Raw genomic sequence first — 21,561 nt, 5'->3', positions numbered from 1 at the left:
CGAGCACGCTAGCCGAGCGCCGGAGCGGCGGCGAGGCCCGGCAGCGCCGCGGCGACCCGCTCGAGGAGTGCCCACAGCAGCCGCGCCGTGAGTCCCCACACGAGGTCGTCGCCGAGGCTCGCGCCGTCGGCGAAGAAGTAGAGGGTGCGCTCGGCCCGCCCGGGGCTCGTCCAGCGCTCGCTCCACGCGGCGCCGGGGGCGAGGAGGGCGACGAGGGGCACCTCGAGGACCGCCTCGACCTCCGCGGCGTTCGGGCGCAGCAGCGGGGCCTCGGCGAGGACGGCGGCGAAGGCGCCGACGAGCCGGTCGCTCGTCGCCTCCGGCGCCACCCCGAGCGGCGCCGAGCACGTCACGAGGCTGGCGTCGAGCGAGACCTCCTCGGCCGCCTCCCGCAGCGCGGCGGCGAGCAGCCCCTCGCCCTCGTCGCGCCGGCCACCGGGGAAGGCGACCTGGCCGGGGTTGCGCCGCAGGGAGCGAGCCCGACGGGTGAGCACGACGTGCGCCTCGCCGGCGCGCTCGAAGAGGGGGACGAGCACCGCCCAGTCGGCGGGCTCGCCGCCGTCGCGCAGGCCCTCGAGCGCGGCCACGACCGCCGCGAGCGGCACGTGCGAGCGGGCGGCACCGGGCAGGGCCTCCCACGGCGGGGGGGCGCCGGGGCGTGCCCCGGGCGGGCGCGGCACCGCCTGTCGGAAGGTCCCGGGTCGCACTGCGCGAGCGTAGTGGCCCCGGGGGCGGCCGGGCGAGCGGCGGGTCGCCCCCGGGGCGAGCGGCGCTACATCATCCCCATGCCCCCGCCGTGTCCGGCGTGGGCGGGCTCGGGCTTCTTCTCCGGCTTCTCGGCGATGAGCACCTCGGTCGTGAGCAGGAGGCCCGCGATCGACGCGGCGTTCTGCAGCGCGGAGCGCGTCACCTTCGCCGGGTCGATGATCCCGGCCTTGACGAGGTCGACGAGCTCGCCCGTGGCCGCGTTCAGGCCGACGGGGCCCTCCTGCGCCTCCACCTCCTGGACGAGCACGGCGCCCTCCAGGCCGGCGTTCAGGGCGATCCACTTGAGCGGCTCCTCGAGCGAGCGCGCCACGATCTGGGCCCCGGTCGCCTCGTCGCCGGCGAGCGACTCGGCGGCCTTGCGCACCGCGGCGCGGGCGCGCAGCAGGGCGGTGCCGCCGCCGGCGACGATGCCCTCCTCGATCGCCGCCCTCGTCGCCGAGAGCGCGTCCTCGATGCGGTGCTTCTTCTCCTTCAGCTCGACCTCGGTGGCCGCCCCGACGCGCACGACGGCGACGCCACCGGCGAGCTTGGCGAGGCGCTCCTGGAGCTTCTCGCGGTCCCAGTCGGAGTCGGTCTCCTCGATCTCGCGCTTGATCTGGTTGATCCGGCCCTTCACCTCCTCGGGCGAGCCGGCGCCGTCGACGATCGTCGTGTCGTCCTTCGTCACGACGACGCGGCGCGCCCGGCCGAGCAGGTCGAGCGTCGCGTTCTCGAGCTTGATACCGACCTCCTCCGAGATCACCTGGCCGCCGGTGAGCACGGCGATGTCGCCGAGCATCGCCTTGCGGCGCTCGCCGAAGCCGGGCGCCTTCACGGCGACCGAGGAGAAGGTCCCCCGGATCTTGTTGACGACGAGCGTGGCGAGCGCCTCGCCCTCGACGTCCTCGGCGATCACGAGGAGCGGCTTGCCGGTCTGCATCACCTTCTCGAGGAGCGGCACGAGGTCGTGCACCGCCGAGATCTTCGAGTTGACGATGAGGACGTAGGGGTCCTCGAGGACCGCCTCCTGGCGCTCGGCGTCGGTGACGAAGTAGGGCGAGAGGAAGCCCTTGTCGAACTGCATGCCCTCGGTGAAGTCGAGCTCGAGCCCGAAGGTGTTCGACTCCTCGACCGTCACCGTGCCGTCCTTGCCCACCTTGTCGATCGCCTCGGCGAGCACCTCGCCGATCGAGGCATCCGCGGCAGAGATCGCCGCGACCTGCGCGATCTCGTTGCGCCCCTCGACGTCGCGGGCCTGGGCGCGGATCGACTCCACGGCCGCCGCGACGCCGCGCTCGATGCCGCGCTTCAGGGCCATCGGGTTCGCCCCGGCGACCACGTTGCGCAGCCCCTCGCGCACGAGCGCCTGGGCGAGCACCGTCGCGGTGGTCGTCCCGTCACCGGCGACGTCGTTCGTCTTCGTCGCCACCTCGCGCAGCAGCTGCGCCCCCATGTTCTCGTAGGGGTCCTCGAGCTCGATCTCCTTCGCGATCGTCACGCCGTCGTTCGTGATGGTCGGCGCGCCGAACTTCTTGTCGAGCACGACGTTGCGCCCCTTCGGCCCGAGCGTGACCTTCACCGTGTCGGCGAGCTTGTTCACGCCCGCCTCGAGGCCGCGCCGGGCCGGCTCGTCGAAGCGCAGGGCCTTCGCCATCAGCTCACCACCTTGGCGAGCACGTCACGGCTCGACAGGATGAGCAGGTCCTCGCCCTCGATCGTGATCTCGGTGCCGCCGTACTTCGAGTAGACGACGGTGTCGCCGACCTTCACGTCGAGGGGGATGAGCTCGCCGGTGTTCTCGGCGCGCCGGCCGGGGCCGGCCGCGAGCACCTCGCCCTGCTGGGGCTTCTCCTTGGCCGTGTCGGGGATGACGAGGCCCGAGGCGGTCGTCGCCTCCGCCTCGCTCGGGCGGACGACGATGCGGTCCTCCAGCGGCTGGAGCTTCATGTGCGGCCTCCTGTTTCGCTGCGTTGGCACTCGAACCTTGCGAGTGCTAACCATACCGGTCCGCCCGGCCGCTGGCAACCGTCGCTCAGGCCGGCACGGGGGCGAGCGGCAGGTTCGGCTCGGCGCCCGCGTCGAGCGGGGTCGGCCCGTCCCGCTCGAGGCGGAAGTGGCCCGCCGCGGCGATCATCGCCGCGTTGTCCGTGCACATCGCCGGACTCGGCAGGAAGAGGTGCAGGTCGCGCTCGGCCGCGGCCGCGGCGACGGCGGCCCGGAGCGGCCCGTTCGCGGCGACGCCGCCCGCCAGGCAGATCGAGCGCGCCGAGACGGCGAGCGCCCCGGCCAGCGCCTTGTCGACGAGGACGTCGACCACCGCCGCCTGGAACGCGGCGGCGACGTCCGCGCTCGCCACGCCGGGGTGCTCGCGCACGTAGCGGACGACGGCCGTCTTCAGGCCGCTGAAGGAGCAGTCGAGGCCCTGGCCGAGCAGCGGGCGGGGCAGCGCGACGGCGCCGGGGTCCCCGCCGGCCGCCGCCGCCTGGATCGCCGGCCCGCCCGGGTAGCCGAGGCCGAGGAAGCGGGCCACCTTGTCGAAGGCCTCCCCCGCCGCGTCGTCGAGCGTCCGGCCGAGCAGGCGGTAGCGGCCGGGGCCGTCCATCGCGACGAGGAGCGTGTGGCCGCCCGAGACGAGGAGGACGACGGCGGGGAAGACGAGGCCCGGGTCGTCGAGCAGCGCCGCGTACAGGTGTCCCTCGAGGTGGTTCACCCCGACGAAGGGCACGCCCCAGGCGAGGGCGAGCGCCTTGGCCGCCGAGACGCCCACCACGAGCGCGCTCGTGAGACCGGGTCCGATCGTCGCCGCCACCGCCTCGATCGGCTCCCCGCCGCGCCCGTCCGGCCCGCAGCCGGCGTCGGCGAGCGCGGCGGCCACGACCGGGACGATCCGCTCGAGGTGCGCCCGGCCGGCGATCTCGGGGACGACGCCGCCGAAGCGGGCGTGCAGGTCGACCTGGCTCGAGACGACCGACGAGCGCAGCTCGAGGCCCCCCGCGACGACCGCCGCGGCGGTCTCGTCGCAGGAGGTCTCGACGCCGAGCACGAGGCGAGCCCGATCGCCCATCAGCGCTGCGCCTCCTCCTGCGCCGCGGCGAGGGCGCGCTCGATCGCCTCCAGGCGCTCGCCGTAGGCGTCGGAGTCGACGTCGTGCGCCCACATGACGAGCGCGTCCTCCCCGACCTCGGCGTAGTAGTTCTTGCGGATCCCCGCCGGTGCGAAGCCGAACCGTCGGTACAGCTCCTGGGCGCCGGTGTTGGACATCCGGACCTCGAGGGTCGCCGAGCGCGCCCCGGCTCGGCGCGCGTCGCGAAGCAGGCGCGCGAGCAGCCGCGTCCCGACTCGCCGGCGCTGCCACTCGGGCGCCACGCCGATCGTCGTCACGTGCGCCTCGTCCCCGACGAGCATCGCCCCCGCGTAGCCGACGACCGCCCCGCCGGCGAGGGCGACGTAGTAGGCGCGCCCCTTCGGTGCGGCGAGCTCGCTCAGGTACAGCGCGGCGGACCACGGCCGGGGGAAGATCCGCTCCTCGATCGCCACGACGGCGCGCACGTGCCGTCGTCGCATCGCGGCGATGGACACCTCGCCCGGCGGCGCCGGGGGCGCGACGGCCCGGCGGCGGCGCAGCATCAGACGCTCGCGCCGGCGCGCGTCGCGAAGTTCGCCCGGGCGTCCGGCTCGCGCAGGTAGCAGGGGACCACCGCCGCCGGGTCGACGAGCGCGCCCTGCGTGGCCCGGTGCTCGCCGAGCTCGGCGAGCGCGACGACCGGCGGCGCCGCCAGCTCGCGGCCCGCGAAGGCGAGCGACCCCCGACGAGCGGCGAGCGCGGCGGCCAGCTCCTCGCGCCGGCGAAGCGCCCCGTCGCCGACGAGCACGACGTCGCCGAGCTCGCGCAGCGCGGCGACGAGGTCCTCGAGCGGCCCGAGGCGTGGCTCGTCCTCCTCCCCCGGCAGGCTGAAGGCGAGCGACCGGCGCCGCAGGTCGACGACGGGGACGACGGCGGCTTCGGCGCAGGCCGCCGCGTGCGCGAGCACGGCGGTGCTCGTCACCGGCACGAGGCGCACGCCGAGGGCGAAGCCGAGCGCCTTCGCCGCGGCGATCCCGGCGCGAAGGCCCGTGAACAGCCCGGGCCCGACGTCGACGGCGATGGCGTCGAGGTCGGCGGGGCGCAGCCCGCCCTCCCGGAGCACCGCCTCGACGGCGGGGTGCAGCGCCTCGGTGTGGCGGTGCCCCGAGCGCACGGCGACGGACGCGGCGAGCGTCCCGTCGACGCCGAGGCCGACGCCGACCTCCTCGGTCGCCGTCTCGATGGCGAGCACCCTCACGGCGCCGCCCTCGCCGCCTGGATCGCGAGGCCGCGCTCGAGGCACCGGGCGCGCAGTCGCTCGAGGCGCGCTTCCCAGGCGGCGGGGCCCCGGCAGTCGACGACCCGCTCGCCGGGCGCGCCCGGCACGGGCGCCAGGTCGACGCGAAGCGCCGACGCGCCGAGCACGGGCGCGACGAGCTCTCCCCACTCGACGACGACGACGCCCTCCTCGAGGGCCTCGTCGAGGGCGAGGTCGGCTGCCTCCGCCGCATCGGCGAGCCGCCAGCAGTCGGCGTGCCAGACGACCGGCGCCGTGTCGTAGCGGTGGCAGAGGGTGAACGTCGGGCTCGTCGCCGCCCCCCCGCCGAGCGCGGCGACGAGGCCGCTCACGAGGGTCGTCTTGCCGGCGCCGAGCTCGCCCGAGAGCAGGACGACGTCGCCGACCTCCACGACGAGCGCGAGCAGGCCCCCGAACGCGGCCGTCTCCGCCGCGTCGCGGCAGCGCAGGGTGAGGCGGGCGTGCGGCCCCACGTCAGGACGCGAGCGCGCGCTTCGCGCGCACGAGGTCGGCCCGCATCTGCGCGAGCACGAGGCCGCCGCCGCGCAGCGCCGCGGCGGGGTGGTAGGTCGGGACGACGACGCCGCCGGCGAAGGGGTAGGTGCGGCCGCGCAGCCGGGTGACGCCGTCCGGGGTCCCGAGGAGCGTGCGCGCCGCGAAGTTGCCGAGGGTGACGACGACGCGGGGCGCGACGATCGCCACCTGGCCGTCGAGGAAGTGCCGGCAGGCCGCCACCTCCTCGGGCAGCGGGTCGCGATTGCCGGGGGGACGGCACTTCACGACGTTCGCGATGTAGCACTCGGCGCGGCTGCGCCCGAGCTCCTCCTCGAGCAGGCGGTCGAGGAGCCGCCCGGAGCGGCCGACGAAGGGCTCGCCGACGAGGTCCTCGTCGCGCCCGGGCGCCTCCCCGACGAGCATCAGGTCGGCCGACGGGTCCCCCGTGCCGAAGACGACCGTGGTCCGGCCCGCGGCGAGCGGGCAGGCCGTGCACGCGAGGGCGGCGCGCTCGAGCTCGGCGAGCGCCGACACGGCGAGCATGCTAGCGGCCACCGCCTCCGGTCGAGCGCAGCGCGCGCCGCGGCACGCGCGGCCCGATGCCGCAGAGCACCTCGTAGGCGATCGTCGACAGGCGCTGCGCCCACTCCCAGGCGGTCACCTCCTCGGCGCCCTGGCGGCCGAGGAGCACGACCTCGTCGCCGGGAGCGACGTCGCCCGCCGGGCCGCAGTCGACGAGGAGCTGGTCCATCGTCACCGCCCCGACGATCGGGCGCCGGCGCCCGCCGATCAGGACCTCCCCGCCGTGGCGGGAGAGCGCGCGGGGCACGCCGTCGTAGTAGCCGAGGGGCACGACCGCGACGAAGCTGTCCGTCGCGAGCGCCTGGAGGCGCCCGTAGCTCGGTCGGCTGCCGGCCGGCAGGCGGCGCACGAGGTGGACCCGGGCCTTGAGCGAGAGCGCCGGGCGCAGCCCGCCCACGGCGGCGACCGCCTCGGCGAGCTCCAGGCTCGGCGCGAGGCCGTAGCAGGCGATGCCGCAGCGCACCCAGTCGAGGTGGGCGTCGCGGCGCGCGATCGTCGCCGCCGAGTTCGCCGCGTGCGCGACCGGCGGCGCCAGGCCGGCGGCCTTGAGCTCGGCGCGCAGCGCCGCGAAGCAGGCGAGCTGGTAATCGGTGAACGGGTCGTCGGGGGCATCCGCCGTCGCGAGGTGCGTGTAGACCCCCTCCAGCTCGAGCTCGGGCGCGGCGGCGACGGCGGCGGCGAGCTCGAGGACGTCGCCCGGGTCGGCCCCGAGCCGGTGCATGCCCGTGTCGACCTTGAGGTGCACGCGCAGCGTGCGCCGAGCCGCCCGGGCCGCCGAGCGCGCGGCGGCGACGCCCTCCGGCCGGTAGACGGTGAGGGTGAGGTCGCGCGCCGCGGCCTCGACCATCGCCTCGGCGGTCGGCTCGGCGAGGACGAGGACGGGCCGGTCTATCCCCGCCTCGCGCAGCGCGACGCCCTCCTCGACGAGCGCGACGGCGAGCGCGGCCGCCCCGCCGGCGACGAGGGCCCGTGCGGCCTCGACGGCGCCGTGCCCGTAGGCGTCGGCCTTCACGACGGCGCACAGGGCGGCTGGTGCCGCGTGGGCGGCGAGGCGCCGGGCGTTCGCCTCGAGGGCGTCGAGGTCGACCTCGACCCAGGCGGGCCGGAACCGCTCAGCCACCGCCGCGTCCGCTCAGGTGGGCGGCGACGAGCGCCGGCAGGTCCGACGCGACGAGGCCCTCGGCGAGGCCGGCGGACGCGGCGCGCCCGTGGACGTGCGCGGCGAGCGCGGCGGCGCGAAGCGGCGGGAGCCCGCGCGCCACGAAGGCGCCGATCATCCCCGCGAGGACGTCCCCGGTCCCCGCCGTCGCGAGGCGCGCCGAGCCGGCCGTGACGACGAGGGCCTCGCCGAGCGGGTGGGCGACGACGGTCGTGCTGCCCTTCACGAGCACGACGGCGCCGGTGCGCCGGGCGAGGCGGCGCGCCGCGGCGAGGCGGTCCGGCCCGGGCGGCGCGCCCTCGAGGCGCGCGTACTCCCCGTCGTGGGGGGTGAGCACGGCGCGGGCGGGGTCCCCGGCCGCGGCGAGGAGCTCGGCCGCCTCCTCGGCCGTGCCGAGCAGGTTGAGCGCGTCGGCGTCGAGCACGAGCGGCAGGCTCGCGCCGCGCAGGACCTCCCGCAGCTCGGCGCGCGTCGCCGGTGCGGTGCCGAGCCCCGGGCCGGCGACGAGGACCCGGCAGCGCCCGAGCTCGGCGAGGACGTCGCTGGCGAAGCCCTCCGCCGGCAGCGGACGGGCGACCGCCTCGGCGACCGGTGCCGGTCCGAGCGAGCCCGGGGTGCCGACGCGCACCATCCCCGAGCCGGCCCGCGCCGCCCCCGACGCGGCGAGGGCGGCGGCGCCGGCCATCGCGGGCGAGCCGGCGAGGAGGTAGAGCGCGCTCTGCCACTTGTGGCTCTCGAGGCCGCGGGCCGGGAGCCAGGCCAGGTCCTCGTCGCCCACGAGGTGCTGGGCCGGCGTGCCGACGTCGATCCCGATGCGGTGGAGGCGTACCCTGCCCGCGAGCGCCCGCCCCTCCCCGAGGACGAGGCCGGGCTTGAGGGCCGCGAGCGTGCAGGTGAGGTCGGCTCGCAGCGGCCGCCCGCAGGCCTCGCCGGTGTCGGCGGCGACGCCCGAGGGGAGGTCGACGGCGAGCACGGCGGCCCCCGGCGGGGCCGCCGGGGCGTCGAAGGTTCCCCTGAACCCCGTGCCGAGCGCGGCGTCGACGACGAGGTCGCACGCGGGCAGCTGGGCGGGCGCCTCGGCGAGGGGCACGACGAGCACCTGCGCGCCGCGCCGGCGCAGCCAGGCGGCGGCGACGCGTCCGTCGTCGCCGTTGTGGCCCCGGCCCGCGAGCACGACGACGCGCCGACCGTAGGCGCCGCCGAGGAGCCCGATCGCCTCGGTGGCGACCGCACGCCCGGCGCGCTCGACGAGCGTCTCGAGGCCGACCTCGGCGCGCGCCCGCTCGTCGGCGGCGGCCATCTCCGCGGCGGTGAGGAGGGGCTGCACGCGTCAGCCCCCGGACGCGAGGACGACCGCCGAGGCGAGGCGGGCCGTGTGGGTGAGCGAGACCGTGAGCCGGCGAGCCCCGAGCGCGGCGGCGCGCTCGCGGGCCCGGCCGGTCACCGCCAGCTCGGGCCGGCCCGAGGCCGTGCGGACCACCTCGACGTCGTGGAAGCCGAACGCGCCGAGCCCCACCCCGAGCGCCTTCATCGCCGCCTCCTTCGCGCAAAAGCGCGCCGCGAGGCCCGGCACCGGGTCCCGCCGGGGCGCGCAGGCCGCGAGCTCGCCGGCGGTGAACAGGCGCCGGGCGAGCTCGGGGCGCCGCTCGAGGGCGGAACGGAAGCGTTCCACCTCGACGGCGTCGAGCCCGATGCCGAGGACGCCTGCCTGCGCGCGCCTCATTCGACGGTGACGACCTTCGCCAGGTTCCGCGGCCGGTCGACGTCGTTGCCGCGCGCGCGCGCGATCGTGTACGCGAAGAACTGGAGCGGGACGACGTCGACGACGGGCGAGCACAGCTCGCAGACCGCCGGGACCTCCAAGACGGCGTCGACGCGACGGGCCGTCTCGGCGTCGCCCTCCTCGGCGACGGCGACGACCGTGGCACCGCGCGCCTGCATCTCGGCGACGTTCGACATCAGCTTCTCCCAGAGGGCCGAGCGCGTCGCGACGACGACGACGACCGCCCCCGGCTCGATGAGCGAGATCGGCCCGTGCTTCATCTCCCCCGCCGGGTACGCCTCGGCGCGCACGTAGGCGAGCTCCTTCAGCTTGAGCGCCCCCTCGAGGGCGACCGGCAGGCCGGCGCGTCGCCCGAGGAAGTAGAAGTCCTCCACCCCGGCGAAGCGCCGCGCCACGGCCTCGTAGTCGGCGGCGCGCGCGAGCGAGGCGGCGACGGCGTCGGGCAGGGCGCGCAACGCACGTGCGATCGAGCGGAGCCGCTCGCCGCCGAGCGCCCCGCGCACGCGCGCGAGGTGGAGGGCGAACGCCTCGAGCAGGGCGAGCTGGGCGAGGTGGCACTTCGTCGAGGCGACGCCGACCTCGGGTCCCGCACGCGTGTAGAGCGCGCCGTCCGCCTCGCGGGCCATCACCGAGCCGACGACGTTCGTCAGCGCGAGGACCGCTGCGCCGCGCCGACGCGCCTCGCGCACGGCGTGCAAGGTGTCGGCGGTCTCGCCGGACTGGCTGATCGCGACGACGAGGGTGCCCGGCTCGAGGACCGGCTCGCGGTAGCGGAACTCGCTCGCGATGTCCGCCTCGGCCGGCAGCCGCGCCCAGGCCTCCACGGCCTGGCGGGCGACGAGGCCGGCGTGGAAGCTCGAGCCGCACGCGACGAAGACGACGCGCCGCAGCGAGGCGAGGTCCGCCTCGCGCAGCTCGAGCTCCTCGAGCTCGGTCTCGCCGGCCGGGCCCACCCTCCCGAGGAGCGTCTCGGCGAGCGCGAGCGGCTGCTCGTGCATCTCCTTCGACATGAAGTCCGGGTAGCCGCCCTTTCGCGCCGCGGCGACGTCCCAGTCGACGGCGAGCGGCACCGGGACGACGGGCGCGCCGTCGGGGCCGACGACCTCGAGCGAGCCGGGCCGAATCGTCGCCACCTCGCCGTCCCCGAGCGCGTAGAGGCGCCGCGTCGTGGCGAGGAGCGCGGCGACGTCGGACGCGACGAGCCCGAGCGAGTCGGTGAGCCCGACGATGAGCGGCGCGCTCGAGCGCGTCGCGACGATGCAGTCCGGCTCGCTCGTCGAGATCGCGGCGACGGCGAAGTCCCCGCGCAGGCGACCGGCCGCCCGGCGCAGCGCCTCGCCGAGGCAGCGGCCCTCGCCGATCTCCTCCTCGAGGAGGTGCGCGAGGACCTCCGAGTCGGTCGCCGACGCCCGCGCGTGCCCGCGGGCCTCGAGCTCGGCGGCGAGCTCGCGGTGGTTCTCGATGATCCCGTTGTGCACGATGGCCACCCGGCCGGTGCAGTCGAGGTGCGGGTGCGCGTTCTCCTCGGTCGGCGGCCCGTGCGTCGCCCAGCGCGTGTGGCCGATCGCGGCGCCGGCCGCCGGCGCCGAGGCGCGGGCGAGCTCGAGGCGCTCGAGGGAGCGGGCACGCTCCGCCGCCCGGACGCGAAACAGGCGCCCGTGCTCGGCGTCGACGACCGCGAGCCCGGCGGAGTCGTAGCCGCGGTACTCGAGGGCGGCGAGCCCGGCGGCGATGACCCCGAAGGGCTCGCCCGCCCCGGTCGCCCCGATGATGCCGCACACGCGAGCAAGGCTAAGCGCGCGCCGGCGCACGCCGCGCCCGGCTCAGCGCCTCGCCACCCCGAGCTCGCGCGCGACGACGGCGGCGAGGTGCTCGGCACACGAGCGGGCGAGCTCGTGCGTCCCGGCTTCGACCATCACCCGGACGGCGGGCTCGGTCCCGCTCGCCCGCAGCACGACCCGGCCGTGCGCGCCGAGGCGCGCCTCGACGGCCTCGACCTCCCTCCAGACGCCAGCCGCCTCGCTGAGGCGGCTCGGGGCGAGGACGCGCACGCTGCGCAGCTCCTGGGGGAGGCGCACCATCGCCGCTGCGGCGAGCTCGGCGAGCGGCCGCCGCTCGCGCGCGAGGAGGTCGACGAGCCGCAGCGCCGTCAGGATCCCGTCCCCCGTCGTCGCCTGGCGCCGGAAGACGATGTGGCCAGACTGCTCGCCGCCGAGCACGAAGCCGTGCTCGTCGAGGGCGTCGGCGACGTAGCGGTCGCCGACGGGCGTCTCGACGACGGTGATCCCGGCCGCCTCGAGGGCGATGCGCAGGCCGAGGTTGCTCATCACCGTGACGACGACGCCGTTGCTCGCGAGCTCGCCCCGGCGGTGCAGGTCGAGGGCGAAGAGGGCGAGCAGCTGGTCGCCGTCGACGACCTGGCCGAGGTGGTCGACGGCGATGAGGCGGTCCGCGTCGCCGTCGAAGGCGAGCCCGAGGTCGGCGCGGCGCGCCACGACCTCGGCGGCGAGCCGCTCCGGGTGCGTCGAGCCGCACCCGTCGTTGATGTTCGTGCCGTTCGGCTCTGCCGCGACGGCGTGCACGGCGAGGCCGACGCTCCGCAGCACCTGCGGGGCGAGGGTGGACGCCGCGCCGTTCGCGCAGTCGCAGACGACGGCGAGGCGAGGCGCGCGCCGGAGGTCGACGGAGCCGGCGAGGTGCGCCGCGTACTCCTCGAGCCCCCTGCCGTCGGCGGCGATCGAGCCGACGCGTGCGCCGAGCACGGGCTCGGCTGGCCGGCGCTCGCCCGCCATGATCGCCTCGAGCTCCTCCTCGACGTCGCGCTCCTCGGCGTCGGGGAGCTTCGTGCCCGCCGACGAGAGGAGCTTGATCCCGTTGTCGTCGAAGGGGTTGTGGGAAGCCGACACCATCGCGGCCGGCACGGCACGCGAGGCCGCGAGGAAGGCCAGCCCGGGCGTCGGGAGCACGTCGACGTCGACGACGCGGCGCCCCTCGGCCGCGAGGCCCGCGGCGAGGGCGGCCTTGAGCATCGGGCTCGAGCGGCGGGTGTCGGACCCGACGAGGAAGGCGTCGCCCGCGAGCCGGCGGGCCGCGGCGCGCCCGACGGCGAGCGCGAGCTCGGGGGTCAGCTCGACGTTGGCGACCCCGCGGATGCCGTCGGTGCCGAACCGCAGGGTCACGGGCGGCTCAGCGCTTGGAGTACTGCGGTGCCTTGCGCGCCTTCTTCAGCCCGTACTTCTTGCTCTCCTTCTCGCGGGCGTCCCGTGTGAGCAGGCCGGCGCGCTTCAGCGTGGCGCGCAGCTCCGGCTCGAGCGCGGCGAGGCCGCGCGCGATCCCGAGGCGCAGCGCCCCGGCCTGCCCCGAGACGCCGCCGCCGTCGATCGTCGCCTCGACGTCGTAGCCGCCGGCCCGACCGCTCACGCGCAGCGCCTCGGTGGCGTGCTGGCGGAGGGTCGCCGAGGGGAAGTACTCCTCGAGCGGGCGGCGGTTGACGGTGACGCTGCCCGTGCCAGCGCGCAGCCGGACGCGCGCGACGGCCGCCTTCCGTCGACCGGTCGACTGGGTGAGCGGGGTGGGCACGTCCCTCCTCGAGCTCTCGCTAGCTCGCCCGGCGGACACCCGCCAGCACGAGCGGCACCGGGGCCTGGGCCGCGTGCGGGTGCAGCGGCCCGGCGTACACCTTCAGCCGCCCGAGCAGCCGGCGCCCGAGGGCGTTCTTCGGCAGCATGCCGCGCACGGCGCGCCGCACGACCTCCTCGGGACGGGTCGCGAGGAGCTCGGCGTAGGTGGTCGAGCGCAGGCCACCGGGGTAGCCGCTGTGACGCCACGCGCGCTTGTCGGCCGCCTTGCCGGCGCTCAGCACCACCTTCGCCGCGTTGACGACGACGACGTGGTCGCCGGCGTCGAGGTGCGGGGCGAAGATCGCCTTGTGCTTCCCGCGCAGCACCCGTGCCACCTCGCTCGCCAGCCGGCCGAGGACGGCGCCGTCCGCGTCGACGACGTGCCAGGCCCGCACGACGTCGGCGGGCTTCGGGGAGTAGGTGCGCACTGCGTGGTCCTTTGGTCGCGAGGTCGCGGCGAGCGCCGCGCCAGCGCTCGCCGAGCGCGCGCCGGCCTGCGGCGCCACCAGGCTAGGCGACGCCACCGCCCGCTGCAAACGGCGGTTCCTCAGCAGAAGGTCCCACCGAGCTCGGCGGGGTAGCGGACGGCGACGAGCGCGAGGCCGTGCGGCGGGGCGACCGGTGGCGCGCCCTCGCGCCGACCGCTGCGCAGCCGGGCCACGACGTCGCTCGGGCGCGCGCGACCCCGACCGATGGCGACGAGCATCCCCACGACGGCACGCACCATCTGCTGGCAGAACGCCTGCGCCTCGACCTCGAAGGCCCACCGGCCGTCGGCGAGCACCGTCCAGCTCGCGTCGAGCACCCGGCGCACGAGCGGGCCGGCGGCCGTGCGCCCTCGCCGGCAGAACGCGGAGAAGTCGTGCTCGCCGATGAGCGGGTCCGCCCCGAGGCGCATCGCGGCGAGGTCGAGGGCGGCGCCGACCTGCCAGGTGTCTCGCCGGCGCAGCGGGTCGGGTCGGGGGCGCGCATCGACGAGGTAGCGGTAGCGGCGGGACAGCGCCGAGCGCCGGGCGTCGAAGCCGGGCCGCGCGAGCTCCGCCCGCCAGACGACGACCTCGCCCGCGAGCTGCCGGTTGAGCGAGCGCTGCAGGCGCTCGAGCGGCGCCCCGGGCTCGAGGCTCGGCGCGCGAAGGCGCCTCGAGAGGCGATCGGCGGGCGCGTCGAGGTGGACGACCTGGGCCAGGGCGTGCACCCCGGCGTCGGTGCGCCCCGCGCAGGTGAGCTCGACGGGCTCGCCGAGCGCAACCTCGAGCGCGGCGCCGAGCGCGCCGGCGACGGTGCGCTCGCCGGCTTGCGGGGCGAAGCCGCGGAAGCAGGTGCCGTCGTAGGCGAGGCCGAGCACGACGCGACGAAGCGGCCCGCCCGGGGCCGCTTCGTCGCTCGCCTCGCCGACGGTGCCCGCCGGCGGCGTCAACCCACGAGCTCGACGCGCGCCATCGGGGCGTTGTCGCCCGGGCGCGGCCCGAGCTTCAGGATGCGCAGGTAGCCGCCGGGGCGGTCCGCGTAGCGTGGGCCGATCTCGGCGAAGAGCTTGTGGGCCATGTCCTTGTCGCGCAGGAAGGCGACGACCTGGCGGTGGTTGTGCACGCCGCCGGCGCGCGCCTTCGTGATGAGCTTCTCCGCGACCGGCCGCAGCGCCTTCGCCTTCGCCTCGGTCGTGACGATCGCCTCCGCGGCGAACAGCGAGGCCGCGAGGTTGGCGAGCATCGCCTTCTGGTGGGCCGCGTCGCCCCCGAGGCGGCGGCCCTTCTTCGGGGCAGCCGGCATCAGAAGCCCTCGCCGGCGAGCGACAGGCCGCGCTCGTCGAGGCGCTGGATCACCTCGTCGAGGGACTTCTGCCCGAAGTTCGTGATCGCGAGCAGGTCAGCGTAGGTGCGCTGGACGAGCTCGCCGATCGTGTTGATCTGGGCCCGCTTCAGGCAGTTGCGCGGCCGCTCGGACAGGTCGAGGTCCTCGATGGGCAGGTCGAGGTCGGGCGAGCCGCTCGTCGCCGTGGCGGCGTCGCCGAGCTCGAGCCCCTCGGCCTCCTCGGAGAGCTCGGCGACGAGGCCGACGAGCGCCCGCAGCGTCTGGCCCGCCGAGGCGAGCGCGGCGCGCGGCGAGATCGAGCCGTCCGTCTCGACGTCGAGGACGAGGCGGTCGTAGTCCGTCGACTGCTCGACGCGGGTCGGCTCGACGCTGAAGGCGACCCGTCGCACCGGCGAGAAGATGGCGTCGACCGGGATGACCCCGATCGCCGAGGACCGCTTGTTGCGCTCCGCCGAGACGTAGCCCTTGCCCCGCTCGACGGTCACGTCCATGGCGAGGCGGCCCTTCGCGTTCACCGTCGCGAGGTGCAGGTCCGGGTTCAAGATCTCGACCTCGGCGGTGGCCTGCAGGTCGGCACCGGTGACCTCGGCCGGGCCTCGGACGTCGACGCGCAGCGTCACCGGCTCGTCCGACTCGACGCGCAGGACGAGGTCCTTCAGGTTCAAGATGATGTCGGAGACGTCCTCCTTCACCCCCTGCAGGTAGGTGAACTCGTGGAGGGCGTCGTCGAAGCGCACCTGGGTGACGGCCGCCCCCGGGATCGACGAGAGCAGGGTCCGCCGCAGCGAGTTGCCGAGGGTGTGGCCGAAGCCGGGGTCGAGCGGACCGATGGAGAAGCGCTGGCGGTTGCCCTCCTCCTCCCCGACCGCCTCGACGGTGGGCCGCTGGATGATGAGCATCGTTCGCTCGCTCCTGTCCTTCCGCTACTTCGAGTAGAGCTCGACGATGAGCTGCTCGCGCACCTGCGTGTCGATCTGCTCGCGCTCGGGGAGCGCGCGCACGCGCACGGCGAAGCCGTCCTCCTCGACCTCGAGCCAGCCGGGGACGGGGCGGTCGATCGTGTCGAGGTTGTGGCGGACGACGATGTTGCCCCGCAGCCCCGGCGCGAGGGAGACGACGTCGCCCAGCCGGACGCGGTAGCTCGGGATGGTGACCCGCCTGCCGTTCACGCGCACGTGCCCGTGGCTGACGAGCTGACGCGCCTGGGCACGGCTCGTCCCCCACAGCGCTCGGTAGGCGAGGTTGTCGAGGCGCAGCTCGAGCATCCGCAGCAGGTTCTCGCCGGTGATGCCGCTCTGGCGGCTCGCCTCGCCGTAGAGGTTGCGGAACTGGCGCTCGACGACGCCGTAGATGCGGCGCGCCTTCTGCTTCTCGCGCAGCTGCGCGAGGTACTCCGAGCCCTGGCGCGAGCGGTCGCGTCCGTGCTCGCCCGGTGGGTAGGGACGGCGCTCGATGGGGCACGCCATGCTCTCGCACTTCGGGCCCTTCAAGAAGAGCTTCACCTTCTCCCGGCGGCACAGGCGGCACGCCGGGCCCGTGTAGCGGGCCATCCTCCTCCTCCGCCGCCTAGACCCGGCGCCGCTTCTTCGGGCGGCACCCGTTGTGCGGGATGGGCGTGACGTCCTTGATGCCGGTCACCTCGATGCCCGTGGCCGCGAGCGAGCGCACCGCCGTCTCGCGCCCGGAGCCCGGGCCGCGCACGAGCACGTCGACGCGCCGCACCCCGTGCTCCATCGCCCGCCGGGCGCACTGCTCGGCCGCCATCTGGGCGGCGAAGGGCGTCGACTTGCGCGAGCCCTTGAAGCCCACGTTGCCGGCGGATGCCCAGGCGATGACGTTCCCCTCGTGGTCGGTGATCGACACGATGGTGTTGTTGAAGGAGCTCTTGATGTGGGCGACGCCGTGCGCGACGTTCTTCCGCTCGCGCCGACGCGGACGGCGCCCGCCTGGCTTCGTCGTCTTCGCCATCAAACCTCCCCGTCGAGCGCGCGGGCGAGCCCCAGCGCTCGCAGCACGCCGCCGGCAGGCGAGGCGCCCACTACTTGCGCACCTTCTTCTTGCCGGCGACCGTCTTCTTCGGCCCCTTGCGGGTCCGGGCGTTCGTGTGCGTGCGCTGGCCACGCACGGGGAGCCCGCGGCGGTGCCGCAGGCCCTGGTAGGAGCCGATCTCCATCTTCCGCTTGATGTCCTGGGCGACGTCGCGTCGCAGGTCGCCCTCGACCTTGAGGTGCTGGTCGATGTAGGTGCGCAGCGTCGCGACCTCCTCGTCGGTGAGGTCGCGCACGCGCGTGTCGAGGCTGATCCCCGTCGCCGCGCAGATCTGCTGGGCGGTCGAGAGCCCGATGCCGTAGATGTAGGTGAGGGCGATCTCGAGCCGCTTCTCCCGCGGGATGTCCACTCCGGCGATGCGTGCCATCGCTAGCCCTGCCGCTGCTTGTGGCGCGGGTTGTCGCAGATCACCATGACCCGCCCGTGGCGGCGGATGACCTTGCACTTCTCGCACATCGGCTTCACGCTCGGTCGCACCTTCACGTCGTCCCCTCCCCGCCTACTTGTACCGGTAGGTGATGCGGCCGCGCGTCAGGTCGTACGGCGTGATCTCGACCTGGACCCGGTCCCCGGGGAGGATGCGGATGCGGTGCATGCGCATCTTGCCCGAGGAGTGGGCGAGCACCTTGTGGCCGTTCTCGAGCTCGACCCGGAACATGGCGTTCGGGAGCGGCTCGACGACCGTGCCCTCGAGCACGATCGCATCCTCCTTCGGCTTGGGCAGGTCTTCCTCCTCGCAGCGATCCCACTAGCGGCGCGCCGGCGATCGGGGCACCCGCAGGCCGGCCGGCCACGAGCCATCGGCACCGAGCGCACGCGCGTGCTCTTCCCCGGTGACCGAGGCGATGCGCGAGCTTAGCAGCTCCGGCCCCTCGCCGTTACGGGGCCGTGAGGACCTCCGGCCCGTCCTCGGTGACCGCCACGGTGTGCTCGAAGTGCGCGGACAGGCTCCCGTCCGCCGTGAGCACGCTCCAGCCGTCGTCCAGCTCGATCGTGTCGGGACCGCCCGCGTTCACCATCGGCTCGATCGCGAAGACGTTGCCCACCTGGAGCTTCGGGCCGGGGACCCCCGGCCAGTAGTTCGGCACCTGCGGCTCCTCGTGCATGGCCGTGCCGATGGCGTGGCCGACGTACTTGCGCACGACCGAGAAGCCGGCCGCCTCGGCGACCGCCTGCACGGCCCGACCGATCTCGTGGAGGCGGCGGCCGGGGTGCATCTGCTCGATCCCGGCCCACAGCGCCGCCTGCGTGACCTCGACGAGGGAGCGCGCGAGCGGGGAGACCTCGCCGACGGGGTGGGTGTAGGCGGCGTCGCCATGGTAGCCCTCGACGATCGCGCCGCAGTCGACGGAGATGAGGTCGCCCTCCTCGATGACGTAGTCGCCGGGGATGCCGTGGACGATCATCGAGTTCGGCGAGGTGCAGATCGTGGCGGGGAAGCCGTGGTAGTTGAGGAAGTTCGAGCGCGCCCCTCGCGCCGCGAGGACCTCGCGGGCGACGCGGTCGAGCTCGCGCGTCGTGACCCCCGGACGGATCGCGGCCCGTGTCCGCTCCATGATCTCGGCGACGACCCGGCCGGCGCGCCGCATCTTGGCGATCTCCTCGGGGGTGCGGATCACCGGGTGTCCCCCGCGAGCCTCGGCTCGAGGCGCTGGTCGACCACCTTGACGAGCCGGTCCGTGACCTCGTCGGGGCTCCCCTCGCCGTCGACGCACACGAGCTTGCCCGACGCCTCGTAGCGGGCGACGAGGGGCTTCGTCTGCGCCTCGTAGAGGGCGAGACGGCGCTTGATCGCGCTCTCCGTGTCGTCGGGGCGCTGGACGACCTCGCCGCCGCACACGTCGCAGATCCAGTCGACCCGCGGCGGCGCGGAGAGGGAGTAGTTGGCGCCGCAGTCGGCACAGACGCGCCGACCTGCCAGACGCTGCAGCACGACCTCGGTCGCCACGACGAGGTCGACGACGCAGTCGAGCTCGAGCGGCCTGAGCAGCTCGTCGAGGCGCTCCGCCTGCACGACCGTGCGGGGGAAGCCGTCGAGGACGAAGCCCCGCCGCTTCGTGTCGTCCTGGTCGAGGCGCTCGGCGACCAGCTGGAGGACGACCTCGTCGGGGATGAGCTCGCCCGCGTCCATGTAGCGCTTCGCCTCGCGCCCGAGCGACGTCCCCGCCTTCACCGCGGCACGCAGCATGTCGCCCGTCGCGATGTGCGGCACGACGTAGTGGCGCGACAGCCGGACGCACTGTGTCCCCTTGCCTGCGCCCTGCTTGCCGAGGACGATGAGCCGTGCGCCCGGTACCACCTAGCGCAGGAAGCCCTCGTAGTTGCGCATCGTCAGCTGGCTGTCGATCTGCTTGTTCGTCTCGAGGGCGACGCCGACGCTGATGAGCAGCGTCGTGCCGAAGAAGGGGATCCCCGAGATGTGCCAGGCGGCGAGGAGCGCGGACGGCACGAGGGCGACGAAGGCGAGGAAGAGCGACCCGGGCAGGGTGATCCGGTTCAAGATCCGCGACAGGTGCGCCTCGGTCGGCGGGCCGGGCCGGATCCCCGGGATGTAGCCCCCCTGCTTGCGGATGGTGTCGGCCTGCTGCGGCGGGTCGAAGTTGACCTGCACGTAGAAGAAGGTGAAGACGATGATGAACAGCCCGTAGAGCGCGAGGTACACGCCGCCCGTGGCGCTGTAGAGGTTCGCCTGGATCCAGTTGCGCACTCCCTGCCAGGGCAGGACGGTGGCGACGAGGACCGGGATGTACAGCAGCGACGACGCGAAGATGATCGGGATCACGCCGGCGTGGTTGACCTTGAGCGGGATGTAGGTGCTCTGCCCCCCGTACATGCGCCGGCCCTGGACCCGCCGGGCGAAGGTCACCGGGATGCGCCGCTGGCCGAGCTCGGTGAAGACGATCGCGACGAGCAGCGCGAGGCACACGAGGGCGATGATGGCGAGGCCCGCCCACCCCCGCTGGCTGCGGATCAAGGTGACGTCGAGCGGCAGCGTGGCGACCACGTTGGCGAAGACGAGGATCGACATCCCCTGCCCGATGCCCCGCTGGGTGATGAGCTCGCCGAGCCACATCACGAAGGCCGTGCCCGCCGTGAAGGTGAGGATGATGAAGAGCACGCGCCAGGCCGTGAAGTCCGGGATGAGGTTGAGGCTGCCCGAGGCCGAGCCACCGAAGAGCTGGCCGGAGTGGAGCAGGAAGACGAGGCCGGACGACTGCATGATGGCGAGCACGACGGTGAGGTAGCGCGTCGCCTGGGTGAGCTTGCGCTGGCCGACGGCACCCTGGTCGCGCCACTCGGCGAACTTCGGGATCACCGTGACGAGGAGCTGGATGATGATCGACGCGGTGATGTAGGGCATGATCCCGAGCCCGAGCACCGCGGCGCGCGCGAGCGCACCGCCGGAGAACAGGTCGAGGAAGCCGAGGATGCCCGAGCCGCGCGACTTGTTCGTGATGCTCTGGATGGCGCTCACGCTGATGCCGGGCACCGGGATGTTCGCGCCGAGCTGGTAGACGGCGATGATGAACAGCGTGAACAGGACCTTGTTCCGCAGGTCGGCGACCCGGACGATCTGCTTCAGACTCGAGAGCACCGTGCCTCCCGTGCGTCTCGGCCCACGCCGGGCCGCCCCACCTCGCCGCGACTCGCGAGCAGGACGCCTACCCTACCGGTTCGCGAGGGCGTTCCCCGAGGCGGGTGGCCGGCGGGCCCCGTCGGGCGGCTCGAGCACGGTCACGCGGCCGCCCGCCGCCTCGATCGCCGCGGCGGCGGCACGCGAGAAGGCGTGGGCGGAGACGTGCAGCGGGCGCCCCACGCTCCCGCGGGCGAGCACCTTGACGAGGCCCCCGTGGTGGACGAGCCCGGCCGCCTCGAGGGTGGCGGGCGTGACTTCGTCGCCCTCGACGGCGTCGAGGGCGTCGAGGTTGACGACGTTGTAGGCGACGCGGAAGGGGTTGGCGAAGCCGCGCAGCTTCGGGACGCGCTGGGTGAGGGGGAGCTGCCCGCCCTCGAAGCCGGGCCGCACGCTCGCGCGCGCCCGCTGGCCCTTCGTCCCTCGTCCGGCGGTCTTGCCCCCCTTGCCCGCGATGCCCCGGGCGACGCGGCGCCGACGCCGGTGCGCGCCGGGGGCCGGGGTGAGCTCGTGCAGGTACATCAGGCGGTCACCTCGCTCTCGACGGCCGGGGCCGGGCGGCACCCGGGGCGTCGGCCGCCTCGGCGGGCTCGACCCGCACGAGGTGGGCGACGCGCGCCAGCATGCCGCGCACCTCGGGGCGGTCGGGCAGGACCCGCCGGGAGCCGATGCGGCGCAGACCGAGCGCCCGCAGCGTCCCGCGGTGCTTCGGCTTCGTACCGATCGCGGAGCGGACCTGGGTGACGAGGAGGGACTCAGCCTGTCGGGCCACGTCAGCGCCCCCCCGCCGCGAGCTGGGTGCGCCGGCGCTCCTCGTAGGCGCGCAGGACGCCGGCGGGCACGATCTCGCCGGCGGCCTTCCCGCGCAGGCGCGCCACCTCGTCCGGACGGCGCAGCGCCCGCAGCCCGGCGATGGTGGCGTGCGCGACGTTGATGGCGTTCGAGGTCCCGAGGGACTTCGCGACGATGTCGCGAATGCCGGCCATCTCGAGGATGGCCCGCGCCGCACCCCCGGCGATCACGCCGGTGCCCGGCGCGGCGGGCTTGAGCAGGATCCTCCCCGCCCCGGCCTCGCCGATCACGGGGTGCGTGATCGTCGAGCCCGCAAGCGGGACCTCGAAGAGGTGCTTGCGGGCCTCCTCGATCCCCTTCTGCACCGCGAGCCCGGCCTCCTTCGCCTTGCCGTAGCCGAGGCCGACGCGTCCCTGTCCGTCGCCGAGGACCATGAGCGCCGTGAAGGAGAAGCGCCGGCCGCCCTTCACCACCTTGGCGACCCGGTTCACCTTGATCGTGCGCTCCTCGAGCTGCAGCTCGGCCAT

The 21,561-nt window shown here is 75.2% G+C and carries 29 protein-coding genes; all 29 read right to left on the bottom strand.

Annotation, left to right across the window (positions count from 1 at the left end; genetic code table 11):
• Positions 1-8 precede the first annotated feature (8 nt).
• On the bottom strand, positions 9-707 hold the full coding sequence (locus tag VKV23_02770; GenBank protein HLI14959.1) for a CoA pyrophosphatase: 699 nt from the start codon (positions 705-707) through the stop codon (positions 9-11).
• A 65-nt stretch (positions 708-772) separates the two neighbouring features.
• Entirely contained in the window at positions 773-2,401 is a 1,629-nt protein-coding gene (gene groL, locus VKV23_02765; protein HLI14958.1) for a chaperonin GroEL, read from the bottom strand.
• Positions 2,401-2,694 carry a co-chaperone GroES gene (gene groES / locus VKV23_02760; GenBank protein HLI14957.1) on the bottom strand — a complete coding sequence of 98 codons (294 nt, stop codon included), beginning with the start codon at positions 2,692-2,694 and terminating at the stop codon, positions 2,401-2,403. Before groES ends, groL begins: the two co-directional genes overlap by 1 nt.
• A gap of 85 nt (positions 2,695-2,779) precedes the next feature.
• Positions 2,780-3,811, bottom strand: coding sequence for a tRNA (adenosine(37)-N6)-threonylcarbamoyltransferase complex transferase subunit TsaD (gene tsaD, locus VKV23_02755; protein ID HLI14956.1), 1,032 nt, complete (start codon positions 3,809-3,811; stop codon positions 2,780-2,782).
• Positions 3,811-4,374, bottom strand: a complete 564-nt coding sequence (gene rimI, locus VKV23_02750) for a ribosomal protein S18-alanine N-acetyltransferase (GenBank protein HLI14955.1) — start codon at positions 4,372-4,374, stop codon at positions 3,811-3,813. Before rimI ends, tsaD begins: the two co-directional genes overlap by 1 nt.
• The gene (gene tsaB / locus VKV23_02745; protein ID HLI14954.1) at positions 4,374-5,069 is read right to left on the bottom strand and encodes a tRNA (adenosine(37)-N6)-threonylcarbamoyltransferase complex dimerization subunit type 1 TsaB; all 696 of its coding nucleotides are present in this window, start codon (positions 5,067-5,069) and stop codon (positions 4,374-4,376) included. The genes rimI and tsaB overlap by 1 nt, the downstream gene beginning before the upstream one ends.
• Positions 5,066-5,581, bottom strand: a complete 516-nt coding sequence (tsaE, locus tag VKV23_02740; protein ID HLI14953.1) for a tRNA (adenosine(37)-N6)-threonylcarbamoyltransferase complex ATPase subunit type 1 TsaE — start codon at positions 5,579-5,581, stop codon at positions 5,066-5,068. The genes tsaB and tsaE overlap by 4 nt, the downstream gene beginning before the upstream one ends.
• 1 nt (position 5,582) lies before the next feature.
• Entirely contained in the window at positions 5,583-6,158 is a 576-nt protein-coding gene (locus tag VKV23_02735; GenBank protein ID HLI14952.1) for a uracil-DNA glycosylase, read from the bottom strand.
• Positions 6,148-7,305 carry an alanine racemase gene (alr, locus tag VKV23_02730; GenBank protein ID HLI14951.1) on the bottom strand — a complete coding sequence of 386 codons (1,158 nt, stop codon included), beginning with the start codon at positions 7,303-7,305 and terminating at the stop codon, positions 6,148-6,150. Before alr ends, VKV23_02735 begins: the two co-directional genes overlap by 11 nt.
• Positions 7,298-8,671, bottom strand: coding sequence for an NAD(P)H-hydrate dehydratase (locus VKV23_02725; GenBank protein ID HLI14950.1), 1,374 nt, complete (start codon positions 8,669-8,671; stop codon positions 7,298-7,300). Before VKV23_02725 ends, alr begins: the two co-directional genes overlap by 8 nt.
• 3 nt (positions 8,672-8,674) lie before the next feature.
• Positions 8,675-9,067: a holo-ACP synthase gene (locus VKV23_02720; protein HLI14949.1), complete on the bottom strand. Its 393-nt coding sequence runs from the start codon at positions 9,065-9,067 to the stop codon at positions 8,675-8,677.
• The gene (glmS, locus tag VKV23_02715) at positions 9,064-10,908 is read right to left on the bottom strand and encodes a glutamine--fructose-6-phosphate transaminase (isomerizing) (GenBank protein ID HLI14948.1); all 1,845 of its coding nucleotides are present in this window, start codon (positions 10,906-10,908) and stop codon (positions 9,064-9,066) included. The genes VKV23_02720 and glmS overlap by 4 nt, the downstream gene beginning before the upstream one ends.
• A gap of 42 nt (positions 10,909-10,950) precedes the next feature.
• Positions 10,951-12,306, bottom strand: coding sequence for a phosphoglucosamine mutase (gene glmM / locus VKV23_02710; GenBank protein HLI14947.1), 1,356 nt, complete (start codon positions 12,304-12,306; stop codon positions 10,951-10,953).
• A 7-nt stretch (positions 12,307-12,313) separates the two neighbouring features.
• Positions 12,314-12,706 carry a 30S ribosomal protein S9 gene (rpsI, locus tag VKV23_02705; GenBank protein ID HLI14946.1) on the bottom strand — a complete coding sequence of 131 codons (393 nt, stop codon included), beginning with the start codon at positions 12,704-12,706 and terminating at the stop codon, positions 12,314-12,316.
• A 19-nt stretch (positions 12,707-12,725) separates the two neighbouring features.
• Positions 12,726-13,175, bottom strand: a complete 450-nt coding sequence (rplM, locus tag VKV23_02700) for a 50S ribosomal protein L13 (protein ID HLI14945.1) — start codon at positions 13,173-13,175, stop codon at positions 12,726-12,728.
• A 119-nt stretch (positions 13,176-13,294) separates the two neighbouring features.
• Positions 13,295-14,164 (bottom strand): tRNA pseudouridine(38-40) synthase TruA, encoded by an 870-nt coding sequence (gene truA / locus VKV23_02695; GenBank protein HLI14944.1) that lies wholly within the window; start codon positions 14,162-14,164, stop codon positions 13,295-13,297.
• Positions 14,161-14,517: a 50S ribosomal protein L17 gene (gene rplQ / locus VKV23_02690; GenBank protein ID HLI14943.1), complete on the bottom strand. Its 357-nt coding sequence runs from the start codon at positions 14,515-14,517 to the stop codon at positions 14,161-14,163. Before rplQ ends, truA begins: the two co-directional genes overlap by 4 nt.
• Complete coding sequence (locus VKV23_02685) at positions 14,517-15,458, bottom strand: DNA-directed RNA polymerase subunit alpha (GenBank protein ID HLI14942.1); 942 nt, start codon at positions 15,456-15,458, stop codon at positions 14,517-14,519. Before VKV23_02685 ends, rplQ begins: the two co-directional genes overlap by 1 nt.
• A 24-nt stretch (positions 15,459-15,482) precedes the next feature.
• Positions 15,483-16,109 (bottom strand): 30S ribosomal protein S4, encoded by a 627-nt coding sequence (rpsD, locus tag VKV23_02680; GenBank protein ID HLI14941.1) that lies wholly within the window; start codon positions 16,107-16,109, stop codon positions 15,483-15,485.
• A 16-nt stretch (positions 16,110-16,125) separates the two neighbouring features.
• A complete protein-coding gene (rpsK, locus tag VKV23_02675; GenBank protein ID HLI14940.1) occupies positions 16,126-16,527 on the bottom strand; it encodes a 30S ribosomal protein S11 in 402 nt (133 codons plus the stop codon).
• A 70-nt stretch (positions 16,528-16,597) separates the two neighbouring features.
• Positions 16,598-16,975, bottom strand: coding sequence for a 30S ribosomal protein S13 (gene rpsM / locus VKV23_02670; GenBank protein ID HLI14939.1), 378 nt, complete (start codon positions 16,973-16,975; stop codon positions 16,598-16,600).
• Positions 16,976-16,977: 2 nt separating this feature from the next.
• Entirely contained in the window at positions 16,978-17,091 is a 114-nt protein-coding gene (gene rpmJ, locus VKV23_02665) for a 50S ribosomal protein L36 (GenBank protein HLI14938.1), read from the bottom strand.
• Positions 17,092-17,107: 16 nt separating this feature from the next.
• Positions 17,108-17,332: a translation initiation factor IF-1 gene (infA, locus tag VKV23_02660; GenBank protein HLI14937.1), complete on the bottom strand. Its 225-nt coding sequence runs from the start codon at positions 17,330-17,332 to the stop codon at positions 17,108-17,110.
• Between the two features lie 154 nt (positions 17,333-17,486).
• The gene (gene map, locus VKV23_02655) at positions 17,487-18,227 is read right to left on the bottom strand and encodes a type I methionyl aminopeptidase (GenBank protein HLI14936.1); all 741 of its coding nucleotides are present in this window, start codon (positions 18,225-18,227) and stop codon (positions 17,487-17,489) included.
• Entirely contained in the window at positions 18,224-18,907 is a 684-nt protein-coding gene (locus tag VKV23_02650) for an adenylate kinase (GenBank protein HLI14935.1), read from the bottom strand. The genes map and VKV23_02650 overlap by 4 nt, the downstream gene beginning before the upstream one ends.
• Entirely contained in the window at positions 18,908-20,203 is a 1,296-nt protein-coding gene (secY, locus tag VKV23_02645) for a preprotein translocase subunit SecY (protein HLI14934.1), read from the bottom strand.
• 72 nt (positions 20,204-20,275) lie between these two features.
• Positions 20,276-20,764, bottom strand: a complete 489-nt coding sequence (gene rplO / locus VKV23_02640) for a 50S ribosomal protein L15 (GenBank protein ID HLI14933.1) — start codon at positions 20,762-20,764, stop codon at positions 20,276-20,278.
• A 7-nt stretch (positions 20,765-20,771) separates the two neighbouring features.
• Entirely contained in the window at positions 20,772-21,014 is a 243-nt protein-coding gene (rpmD, locus tag VKV23_02635; GenBank protein ID HLI14932.1) for a 50S ribosomal protein L30, read from the bottom strand.
• A 1-nt stretch (position 21,015) separates the two neighbouring features.
• Positions 21,016-21,561: a 30S ribosomal protein S5 gene (rpsE, locus tag VKV23_02630; protein HLI14931.1), complete on the bottom strand. Its 546-nt coding sequence runs from the start codon at positions 21,559-21,561 to the stop codon at positions 21,016-21,018.

Source organism: Acidimicrobiales bacterium, from assembly GCA_035294085.1.
Classification (GTDB): Bacteria; Actinomycetota; Acidimicrobiia; order Acidimicrobiales; family Bog-793; genus DATGLP01.
The sequence above is the reverse complement of the archived record's forward strand: the minus strand, read 5'-3'. Positions and strand labels throughout refer to the sequence as shown.

Bases quoted from the DNA above. Each gene is read 5' to 3' on its own strand.
- groL (HLI14958.1), bottom strand. From the start codon at position 2,401: ATGGCGAAGGCCCTGCGCTTCGACGAGCCGGCCCGGCGCGGCCTCGAG.
- VKV23_02720 (HLI14949.1), bottom strand. From the start codon at position 9,067: ATGAGGCGCGCGCAGGCAGGCGTCCTCGGCATCGGGCTCGACGCCGTC.
- groES (HLI14957.1), bottom strand. From the start codon at position 2,694: ATGAAGCTCCAGCCGCTGGAGGACCGCATCGTCGTCCGCCCGAGCGAG.
- rpsD (HLI14941.1), bottom strand. From the start codon at position 16,109: ATGGCCCGCTACACGGGCCCGGCGTGCCGCCTGTGCCGCCGGGAGAAG.
- rplO (HLI14933.1), bottom strand. From the start codon at position 20,764: ATGTACCTGCACGAGCTCACCCCGGCCCCCGGCGCGCACCGGCGTCGG.
- rpsM (HLI14939.1), bottom strand. From the start codon at position 16,975: ATGGCACGCATCGCCGGAGTGGACATCCCGCGGGAGAAGCGGCTCGAG.
- rplQ (HLI14943.1), bottom strand. From the start codon at position 14,517: ATGCCGGCTGCCCCGAAGAAGGGCCGCCGCCTCGGGGGCGACGCGGCC.
- tsaD (HLI14956.1), bottom strand. From the start codon at position 3,811: ATGGGCGATCGGGCTCGCCTCGTGCTCGGCGTCGAGACCTCCTGCGAC.
- VKV23_02685 (HLI14942.1), bottom strand. From the start codon at position 15,458: ATGCTCATCATCCAGCGGCCCACCGTCGAGGCGGTCGGGGAGGAGGAG.
- rimI (HLI14955.1), bottom strand. From the start codon at position 4,374: ATGCTGCGCCGCCGCCGGGCCGTCGCGCCCCCGGCGCCGCCGGGCGAG.
- rpsK (HLI14940.1), bottom strand. From the start codon at position 16,527: ATGGCGAAGACGACGAAGCCAGGCGGGCGCCGTCCGCGTCGGCGCGAG.
- rpsE (HLI14931.1), bottom strand. From the start codon at position 21,561: ATGGCCGAGCTGCAGCTCGAGGAGCGCACGATCAAGGTGAACCGGGTC.